The 9,443-nt window shown below is 62.4% G+C and carries 6 protein-coding genes, 1 tRNA gene and 1 pseudogene; 3 read left to right on the top strand and 5 right to left on the bottom strand.

Annotation, left to right across the window (positions count from 1 at the left end; all coding sequences use genetic code 11):
• Nucleotides 1-17: 17 nt before the first annotated feature.
• Nucleotides 18-94 (top strand) — tRNA-Met (locus F3H41_RS12070).
• Nucleotides 95-240: 146 nt separating this feature from the next.
• Nucleotides 241-1,338 (top strand): annotated as a pseudogene (locus tag F3H41_RS12065) (IS3 family transposase).
• Nucleotides 1,339-1,610: 272 nt separating this feature from the next.
• On the opposite strand, the gene F3H41_RS12060 reads toward F3H41_RS12065, so the two are convergent.
• The 3 genes from F3H41_RS12060 to F3H41_RS12050 form a co-directional block, all read right to left on the bottom strand.
• Nucleotides 1,611-3,044 carry an aldehyde dehydrogenase family protein gene (locus F3H41_RS12060; RefSeq protein ID WP_149738916.1) on the bottom strand — a complete coding sequence of 478 codons (1,434 nt, stop codon included), beginning with the start codon at nucleotides 3,042-3,044 and terminating at the stop codon, nucleotides 1,611-1,613.
• A gap of 3 nt (nucleotides 3,045-3,047) precedes the next feature.
• Nucleotides 3,048-3,794 carry an MBL fold metallo-hydrolase gene (locus tag F3H41_RS12055; RefSeq protein WP_149738915.1) on the bottom strand — a complete coding sequence of 249 codons (747 nt, stop codon included), beginning with the start codon at nucleotides 3,792-3,794 and terminating at the stop codon, nucleotides 3,048-3,050.
• A 254-nt stretch (nucleotides 3,795-4,048) separates the two neighbouring features.
• A complete protein-coding gene (locus tag F3H41_RS12050; protein ID WP_188129439.1) occupies nucleotides 4,049-4,954 on the bottom strand; it encodes a DMT family transporter in 906 nt (301 codons plus the stop codon).
• Between the two features lie 126 nt (nucleotides 4,955-5,080).
• On the opposite strand from F3H41_RS12050, the gene F3H41_RS12045 reads away from it, so the two are divergent.
• Entirely contained in the window at nucleotides 5,081-5,536 is a 456-nt protein-coding gene (locus F3H41_RS12045; protein ID WP_149738914.1) for an Lrp/AsnC family transcriptional regulator, read from the top strand.
• An 8-nt stretch (nucleotides 5,537-5,544) separates the two neighbouring features.
• On the opposite strand, the gene F3H41_RS12040 is transcribed toward F3H41_RS12045, so the two are convergent.
• Nucleotides 5,545-6,591, bottom strand: coding sequence for an ornithine cyclodeaminase (locus F3H41_RS12040; RefSeq protein ID WP_149738913.1), 1,047 nt, complete (start codon nucleotides 6,589-6,591; stop codon nucleotides 5,545-5,547).
• Between the two features lie 198 nt (nucleotides 6,592-6,789).
• A complete protein-coding gene (locus F3H41_RS12035; protein WP_149738912.1) occupies nucleotides 6,790-9,351 on the bottom strand; it encodes an FAD-dependent oxidoreductase in 2,562 nt (853 codons plus the stop codon).
• Between the last annotated feature and the right edge of the window lie 92 nt (nucleotides 9,352-9,443).

Raw genomic sequence — 9,443 nt, 5'->3', positions numbered from 1 at the left:
AAACCAAACGCGCTTGGCGCGGGGTGGAGCAGCCCGGTAGCTCGTCAGGCTCATAACCTGAAGGCCGCAGGTTCAAATCCTGCCCCCGCAACCAACGATCCCTGCGATCCACAAAAGCCCCCCTCGTGGGGCTTTTTGCGTTTCTGGGCGCCCGAAACCGGAGTCTGTGACCTGAGTGACCTGAGACCCTGAACTTCCTCCAGAATTTGGTAGAGTCCGTCACATCGAGGAGACGGATGGATGAAGCGTTCACGGTTCACGGAAGAACAGATCATCGGGATATTGAAGGAGCAGGAGGCGGGTGCGAAGACGGTTGATGTCTGCCGCAAGCACGGCATCTCGGATGCAACTTTCTACAAATACAAGGCGAAGTATGGCGGCATGGACGTGTCGGATGCCCGCCGGCTGAAGGCGCTCGAAGACGAGAATGCCAAACTGAAGAAGCTGCTCGCCGAGGCCATGCTGGACAATGCGATTCTGAAGGATGTCGCTGCAAAAAAATGGTGACGCCCGATGTGAAGCGGGATGCGGTGGCTCACGTCTGTGCGCAGCATGGAGTGAGCCAGCGTCGGGCGTGCGAGGTTCTGTCGGTGGATCGGTCGAGCATGCGATATCGCAGTGTGCGGCCTGACGATGCGGCCATTCGTGAGGCGATGAAGAAGGTAGCATCTGAACGACGCCGCTTCGGTTATCGCCGTATCCACGTGATGCTCGACCGGCAGGGGATCGTCATGAACCTGAAGAAGCTTCGACGTCTCTATCGGGAGGAGAAGCAAGGTGCGCAAGCGTGGTGGCAGAAAGCGAGCCTTGGGGACGAGACGTCCTTTGGCTCTGCCGTCGCGTCCGGGCGAGCGCTGGAGCCTGGACTTCGTCAGTGATGCCTTCACCGACGGCCGCCGGTTCCGTGTTCTGGCCGTCGTTGACGACTTCACCCGTGAATGCCTGTGCCTGGTCGCCGATACCTCCCTGTCGGGTGCAAGGCTTGCCCGCGAGTTGGACAGTCTCATCGCCAAACGCGGAAAACCGAGGACGATTGTCTCGGACAACGGCACGGAGATGACCAGCATGGCCATCCTCAAATGGTGCCAGGAGACAAAGGTCGAATGGCACTACATCGCTCCCGGCAAGCCGATGCAAAACGGCTTCGTCGAAAGCTTCAATGGCAGCTTCCGTGACGAATGCCTGAACGAGACGCTGTTCTCGACGCTCACCCAGGCCCGCACCGCCATCACTGCATGGAAGGAGGACTACAACAGAAACAGGCCGCACTCGTCGCTGGGCAATATCACTCCCAGCGAGTTCGCAATGAAAATGGCTATGGAAAAGCAGGCCGCATGAGGCCAGATTGAAAACCCAAGACTCTCCCGAAAACTGGAGGGAAGTCGGGTCTCAGGTCAGAAACAGCAAGTCTGATAGCAACGGCCACGATCTCTGACCCGGCGAAGACCGTGGCGGAATGCGGGGACTGGACGAAGGTCGGTGGGTTGCCGTGCACAGTCGTGGTGGCCGGAAAGGCATGCCGAAGAGTTTTCCCGCGCGTGACGGTGTCAAGCGACACGCGTGGCGGGAGTCTTTGGGAGCGGTCGGGCAACCGTGAGCGCGATTTGCCCCTACGCTGCGTCCGGTCTGTGGATGGTTTTTACCTCGAGAAAATCTTCCAGCCCGAACAGCCCGCCTTCACGGCCGTTACCTGACTGCTTGTAGCCGCCGAACGGGCTGCCGTAACGGTGGGGTGCGCCGTTGATGTGCACCATGCCGGCACGAAGGCGGGTTGCGACACGCTCGGCGCGGTCGAGATCGCCGGACTGGACGTAGGCGGCAAGCCCGTAATTGGTGTCGTTGGCAATTGAGATCGCGTCTTCCTCGGCATCGAAGGGAAGGATGGCCAGAACCGGGCCGAAGACTTCCTCGCGGGCGATCCGCATCCCGTTGTTGACGCCGACAAAGATCGTCGGCTTCACATAGTAGCCGGCTTCGAACCCCTCCGGTTTGCCCGGACCGCCGACCAGAAGCTCGGCACCCTCGGCGATGCCGGCTTCGATGAGCGCCTGCACGCGTCCATACTGGATGTCGCTGACCAGCGGGCCGATATGATCGCCCGGCTCCTGCGGGTCCCCAACCTTGACCGTGGCGCCGACGCGGCGGGCAATTTCCACGGCCCGATCATAGACCGAGCGCTGGACGAGGAGACGGGTCGGTGCGTCGCAGGACTGACCGGAATTGTTGAAGCATTCGAGAACGCTGCCGGTGATGCGCTCCTCAAGGTCGGCATCCTCGAAAACGATGTTCGGCGACTTGCCGCCAAGTTCCAGCGTGACGCGCTTGACAGTATCGGCGGCGTCCTTGCTGACCGCCGTGCCGGCGCGGGTCGAACCGGTAAACGACATCATGTCGACATCGATATGCTTCGACAGCGCCGCGCCGACATGAACACCATCGCCATTGACGAGATTGAAGGTGCCGGCCGGGAAACCCGCTTCGTGGATCATTTCCGCGTAGAGCAGGGCATTCAACGGCGTGAATTCAGACGGCTTCAGGATGCAGGTAGACCCTGTCGCAAGCGCCGGGACCACCTTCAGGGCAATCTGGTTGATCGGCCAGTTCCACGGCGTGATCAGGCCGCACACGCCGATCGGCTCGCGCAGCACGATGTCGCCATTCGGCAGCGTCTCGCGCATCTTCATGCGCTTTAGCGCATCGATGAAGCCTTCGAGATGGCCGATGCCCACGTGGGCCTGCTGATCGGTACTCATGGTGATGGGGGCGCCGAGTTCGAGCGTGATCGTTTGTGCCATCTCGTCGTAACGGCGCGTGTAGATCGCCAGCAGCGCTTCGAGGAGAGCAATGCGCTCATCGATCGGCATACGGCCGTAGGTCGCGAAGGCCGTCTTGGCGGCGGCGACGGCGCGGTCGATATCGGCGGCGCTGCCCATCGAGATGACCGCGATCGCCTGTTCCGTGGCGGGATTGAGGACCGTAAGGTCGTTCGGCGTGATCGGGTCGACCCATTCGCCGTTGATGTAGAATTTGCGCTTGTCGAGCATGCTTCACTCCTGTCGGATCGGGTTGGTCTTGGCATCGAGCCAACCGGTGATGAGGTCCCGGTATCGCCCGCCGTCAAAGCTCTGAAAATGGCCACCATGGACGACACGCACCGGCAGCGTCAGCAGGCGCTCCATCGAAGCGACGTAGTCTGCTGCATTCGAATGATAGGTGTCCTCGATCAGCGGGCCATCGTAAAGGATATCGCCGGAAAACAGGATCCCGCTCGCACGTTCGTAAAGTGCGATACCGCCCGGCGAATGGCCAGGCGTGTGGACCACCTCGAACTGCCGGTCGCCGAGATCGATAACGTCGCTATCCTCCAGGATCCGCGTCGCCGGCGCTCCCTTGACCTGATAGCAGGCCGAGCAATAGGGCTCGGGCGGCAGCGCGTCGAAGATCTCGTCGGTAACATAGGGGTCGGCCAGCGTATTGGCGCGGGTCGGATGGGAAAGAAGATCGGCCTCCGCCGCATGCACGGCCCGGCACGCAAATTCGTGGTGGCAGCCGATATGGTCGAAATGCGTATGGCTGGCCACGGCGATCAGCGCGCGCTCGCTCACGAGCGGCACCCATTCGCGCAGCGAGACGACGCCCATGCCGCTGTCGACGAGCATGTCCTGATCGCGCCCGCGCACATGCCAGATGTTGCAGCGATAAAATTCCTGGATATAGGGCTCGCTGATGAACGTCACGTCATCGTCGAGATGACGCAGGCTGTACCAGTCCTGCGGGCGGATGCGCGGTTTCATGATCGGCCTTTCCGGATCGCTCAGTTGACGCCACAAGCCTACCCCTCGACCAGTGCTACGATAGTGTCCGCCTTGACAGCAAGCCTGAAAGCATCGCAAGGCCGCGGCTTTTCCGTCTGTGGCAGATGGGCAATCCTGGTGATGCGCGTGGCCTTCCGGTTTCCCGCTGTCTGGGACGGAGTCACGGTTTTCGCCTCAAGGCCTGCCGTTCGACAGATCGCAGAGCGGGCCGGCAATGCAGGCTCGGCGACGGCCTATCGCCGGTTGGCGTGGATGACGCCGAGCGTGATGGCGGCGACACCAAGCGCGATCGGCAGCGTCAGGCTCTCGCCGAGCAGCGGCACCGCTTCTACGGTTGCCAACGCGGGGGCCATTGCACCGAAAACGGTGCTGCGTGTCGGCCCGAGCCGCGAAACGGCGACAGCATAGGCCATGCTGGAAACGATGCCGACGCCGATGCCCTGCAGCAGGATGAAGGGCAGGGCATCATGAAAGGTGAAGGCGCCGAGATGGGTCTCGACCGCGCCCGTCGCCATCAGCACCACGAGCATAAGGAAGCACGGCACGGCCAGCAGCAGAGCCGAGCTGACCGGATCGAGCGCCGAGCGGCGCAGCGCGATCGTATAGGCGCCCCACAGCAGGCTTGCGAGCAGCAGCAGGCCGCAGCCACGCCAGACATGGCCGGACGCCACCGCCGGCTGGGCGACGGACAGCACGGCGACGCCGAGGATGATCGCGGCCAGCCCCGCCATCTGCCGCCGGGCCGGCAGGCCCTTGCCCATGAGGAAGTAAAGGATTGCGACCGACAACGGCACGGTGCCGGCAACGAGCGCGCTGACATGCGCCGTCGATGTCTCGCGTCCGCCCGCCGCCGCGATCCAGAAGAAGGGCAGGCCCGCGCCGACCAGCACCATCAGCGCATCGGTCATCCGCAGGCGCCGGAAAATCGCAAGGCGCGAGGGCAGGAACGGAAGCAGGAGAAGGCTCGGTACACCGAAGCGGATCAGGGCGATATCGGCGGTTGCCAGCGGCGAGGCCCCCATGCTGCGCACCGACAGGGCGAACCCGGCCCAGATCAGAACGGCCGTCGTCATGGCAATGGCGCCGGTGACATCCAGGGAGCGGCCGCCATTGCCCGCTGCATCATTTGCTGCCGCCATCGCCATCGTGTGATCCCGCCTCGTGAACTGACAGGGGCAAAATGCCATGGAGGTAAAAGCCGTTTCCTGCTATTTCAGCCATGGATTGGATGATTATTGACAGATTCTGTCAAGAAAGGCGGCGCAATGGATGAAAAGGACCGGCAGATCGTTTCGGCTCTCCAGAGGGATGGCCGGCTCAGCATCCAGGACCTTTCCGAAAAGGTGAACCTTTCTCCCTCGCCCTGCCTGCGCCGCGTGCGCATCCTGGAGGAGAAGGGCATCATCACCGGCTATACGGCGCTGGTGGATGAGCGCGCCTATGGGCTGCCGGTCACGGCTTTCGTGCGCATCCGGCTGGAGCGCCACAACCAGGCGGCTGTCGCGACCTTCGAACAGAAGGTCCGCGACATCGACGCCATCATCGACTGCTATGTGATGACGGGAGATGCCGACTATCTGCTGCGTGTGCTCGTCACCAGCCTTCAGGACTACGAGGAATTCGTCCGCTCGCGCCTGCACCGCATCGAGGGCATCGCTTCGATCGATACGAGCTTTGCCTATGGCACGGTCAAGCGCGCATCCGTCTTCCCGCGCGCCTGACCCGTGAGTCAGCCTGCTCGCTGGAACATGCCAAAGAGGTCGCGCGGATCGTCGGGGTCGGCGATGATGTCGAGATTCTGGAAGAAATCCGTGCCGGTCAGCCGATCGCGAATGTAGCGCAGCGCCGAAAAGTCCTCGATGGCGAAGCCGACGCTGTCGAAGAGGGTGATCTGGGCGTCGTCGCGCCGCCCTAAGGCCTTTCCGGTGATGATCTGCCAGAGTTCGGTCACCGGAAAATCGGCTGGCATCTGCTGAATCTCGCCTTCGATGCGGGTCTGCGGCGGATATTCCACGAAGGTATCGGCGCGCAGCAGAATGTCGCGGTGCAGTTCCGTCTTGCCGGGGCAGTCGCCGCCAATGGCATTGATGTGGACGCCGGCGCCGACCATGTTGTCCGTCAGGATCGTCGCATACTGCTTGTCGGCCGTGCAGGTCGTGATGATCTGCGCACCCTCGATCGCGGCCTCCGGCGAGGCGCAGGCAATAGCCGTGATGCCTGTGCCGGCAAGGTTGCGCACCGCTTTATCCGTGGCGCGGCGGTCGATGTCGTAGAGGCGCACAGTATCGACGCCCAGCACCGCCTTCATGGCGAGCGCCTGGAATTCCGCCTGCGCGCCATTGCCGATCATCGCCATGACCCGCGCCCCCTTCGGGGCCAGATGCCGGGCGGCCATGGCGGAGGTGGCGGCGGTGCGCAGCGCCGTCAGCAGCGTCATTTCCGTCAGCAACACCGGATAGCCGGTCGAGACTTCCGCCAAGAGGCCGAAGGCGGTGACGGTCTGCAGGCCCTGGGCCATGTTCTTCGGATGGCCATTCACATATTTGAACGCATAGATCTCGCCATCCGACGTCGGCATCAGCTCGATCACGCCTTCCCGCGAATGCGAGGCAACGCGCGGCGTCTTGTCGAACAGCTCCCAGCGCGCAAAATCCGCCTCGATCACATCCGTCAGTTCTCTCAGAACCGTCTCGATGCCGATTGCGTGCACCAACCGCATCATGTTCTCGACGCTGACAAAGGGCACGAGGGCTTTTTCGGACGGGGCAATGAACATGCGGGGCTCTCCTCTGGCGATATCGTCAGAGAATACCCTGCGCGCGTTTCCGGCCGAAAGAGCAAGGATGATGAGAATTGTGCAAGGAAATGTGCGATTTGATAGCAGTTTTTGCGTAAATTGTCAGCCTTGAGCCCAAGAAAAACCCGCCGGCCTTTCAGCGGCGGGTTCCTTATACCTCGTCGTTCAAACCGCGCATCAGCTGCGCGGCTTGAGGTTTTCGGGGTCGTAGAGCGGCTTGTAGCCGACGGCGGCGACTTCCACCGGGTAGCTCTCGGCAAAATATTCGACATTCAGCTTGCGGCCGACCTGGCAGTAGTCGTGCGGCAGGTAGGCGAGCGCAATGTTCTTGCCGATCGTCGGGCCGAAGGCGACCGAGGTCGTGTAGGAGCGGCGGCCGAGGCTGTCGACAAGCACCTCGCCCGTGTCGGGATCGACCACCGGCATGGAGCCGACCGGATAGCGCTTGACGCCCTGGCTGTCGGTGTTCTCGGTCATCACGAGCGTGCAGAGCATGGCCGGCTGGTGCGGGCGGGCCTTGTATTCGAGATGCTTGGCCTTGCCGCGGAAGTCGGCTTCCTTGACCTTCGGGCGGGCGAGATCCGCCTCGATGAGGTTGTACTGGGTCAGCAGGTCGCCGTTCTGGAGGCGCAGGCTCTTTTCCATGCGGCGCGAGTTGGCATAAGTCTCGACGCCGAAGGCCATGACGCCGGTGGAGCGCAGCGCATCCCAGACGGCAAGGCCGTCTTCGTACTTCATGTGCAGTTCCCAGCCCTGTTCGCCCACATAGGAAATGCGGAAGGCCGCGACGGACTTGCCGGCGATCTCGATCTGTTTGATGGCGGCAAAGGGAAAGTTCTCGATGTCGAGGCCGGCTGGATCGGCCACCACCTTCTTCAGCGTCTCGCGGGCATTCGGGCCCCAGATGCCGATGGTGATGAACTTTTCCGAAACGTCGGTGATGGTGACGTCGAGACCACGGTCTTCGGCAACGCGCTTCATGTAGTGGAAGTCGCGCGGGCCGGCATCCGCACCGTTCACCAGACGGCAGCGATCGGCCATGCGGAAGACGGTGAAGTCGGCGCGCACCATGCCCTCGTCGTCGAGGAAGTGGGTGTAGATACCCTTGCCGATATTGGCATCGCCGCCGATCTTGGCCGCGCACAGCCATTCGAGCAGCTCGACATGGTCAGGGCCTTCAATGTCCACCATGTGGAAATGCGAGAGGTTGACGATGCCACAATCCTCGCTCATCGCCAGATGCTCGGCATTGGAAACGCGCCAGAAATGGCGGTTGTCCCACTCGTTTTCGCGCACCGGCACGCGGTCGCCGTACTTTTCGAGGAGATGCTCGTTGGCCGCGTAGCCATGGGCACGCTCCCAGCCGCCGAGTTCCATGAAGTAGCCGCCAAGCTCCACTTCGCGCTCATACATCGGCGAGCGCTTGGCACCGCGACCCGATGCATAGGGCTCGCGGGTGTGAACGGCCGGGAAGTAGATCTTCTGGGCCGCTTCGTAGCAGCGGCCGGCAATGAACTCTTCCGTCAGCTGGTGCGGGTAGAAGCGGGCATAGTCGATCGAGTTGTGATCGATCTCAGTGCGGCCGTCCGTCATCCAGTCGGCGATCAGCTTGCCGTAGCCGGGACCGTCCTTGACCCAGATGGCGACGCAGTACCACAGGCCCCGCACCTTCTGGCTTTCGCCGCAGGAAGGACCACCGGCTGCGGAGACCTGCAAGAGGCCGTTGAAGGAGTGGCTCTCGTTATAGCCAAGCTCGCCGAGGATGGGCGTCAGTTCCATCGCCTTTTCGAGCGGCTCGAGGATCTGCTCCATGTCGAGGTCACGCTGCGAGGGGGACAAGCGCGCTTCGTGCTTTTCCAGCAGTTCGCGCGGATGGCACATGCGCGGATTGTGCTGCTCGTAATAGCCCCACTCGATCTGGCCGCCTTCGGTGGTCTTCGGGTCGCCCGTGTCGCGCATATAGGCGGAGTTGCCCTGGTCGCGCAAAAGCGGATAGCCGATTTCCTTGCCGGTGCCTTCGAATTCGTTGTACGGGCCGAAGAAGGTCAGCGGGTGATCGACCGGCATGACCGGAAGGTCTTCGCCGACCATTTCGGCGATCAGGCGCCCCCAGAGGCCGGCGCAGACGATGACGTGATCGGCCATGATCGTGCCGCGATGCGTGACGACACCCTTGATGCGGCCGCCCTCGACGATGAGCGACTTGGCCGGCGTGTTGCCGAACATCTGCAGTTTGCCCGTCTTCTCGGCGGCATCCACCAGCTTGCCGGCAACGGTCTGCGAGCGCGGAATGACGAGGCCGGCGTCGGGATCGAAGAGGCCGCCCATCACCTGGTCTTCCTCGATCAGCGGGAACTTTTCCTTGATCTCGGCCGGGGAAACATAGTGGGCGCGGGTGCCGAAGGCGCGGGCGGAAGACAGCTTGCGCTTGATCTCTTCCATCCAGGTCTCGTCGCCGGTCCGGGCAACTTCAAGGCCACCGATGCGGGCGTAGTGCCCCATCTTCTCGTAGAAATCGATCGAGTACTGCGTCGTCCAGACCGAGAGGTAGTCATGGCTGGTCGTGTAGCAGAAGTCCGAAGCATGGGCGGTGGAGCCGATATCGGTCGGGATGCCCGACTTGTCGATGCCGACAATGTCGTCCCAGCCGCGCTCGATCAGATGATGGGCAATGGAGGCGCCGACGATGCCGCCGAGCCCGATGATGACGACTTTGGCCTTCTGAGGAAATTCTGCCATGGAACGCGACCCCTGATGTCTGTTTTGCCGGCGATCTTAGGGCCTTGTCGCGAGACTGTGCAGCCTGTCTGCGACATTCTTCCAAAACTGCA

It is taken from the genome of Rhizobium sp. RU20A, assembly GCF_900155885.1.
Classification (GTDB): Bacteria; Pseudomonadota; Alphaproteobacteria; order Rhizobiales; family Rhizobiaceae; genus RU20A.
This window is presented reverse-complemented; position numbering and strand designations above follow the sequence as displayed.

Excerpts from the sequence above, each read along its gene's own strand:
- F3H41_RS12050 (WP_188129439.1), bottom strand. The coding sequence starts at position 4,954 with ATGGCGGCAGCAAATGATGCAGCGGGCAATGGCGGCCGCTCCCTGGAT.
- F3H41_RS12060 (WP_149738916.1), bottom strand. The coding sequence starts at position 3,044 with ATGCTCGACAAGCGCAAATTCTACATCAACGGCGAATGGGTCGACCCG.
- F3H41_RS12045 (WP_149738914.1), top strand. The coding sequence starts at position 5,081 with ATGGATGAAAAGGACCGGCAGATCGTTTCGGCTCTCCAGAGGGATGGC.
- F3H41_RS12055 (WP_149738915.1), bottom strand. The coding sequence starts at position 3,794 with ATGAAACCGCGCATCCGCCCGCAGGACTGGTACAGCCTGCGTCATCTC.
- F3H41_RS12035 (WP_149738912.1), bottom strand. The coding sequence starts at position 9,351 with ATGGCAGAATTTCCTCAGAAGGCCAAAGTCGTCATCATCGGGCTCGGC.
- F3H41_RS12040 (WP_149738913.1), bottom strand. The coding sequence starts at position 6,591 with ATGTTCATTGCCCCGTCCGAAAAAGCCCTCGTGCCCTTTGTCAGCGTC.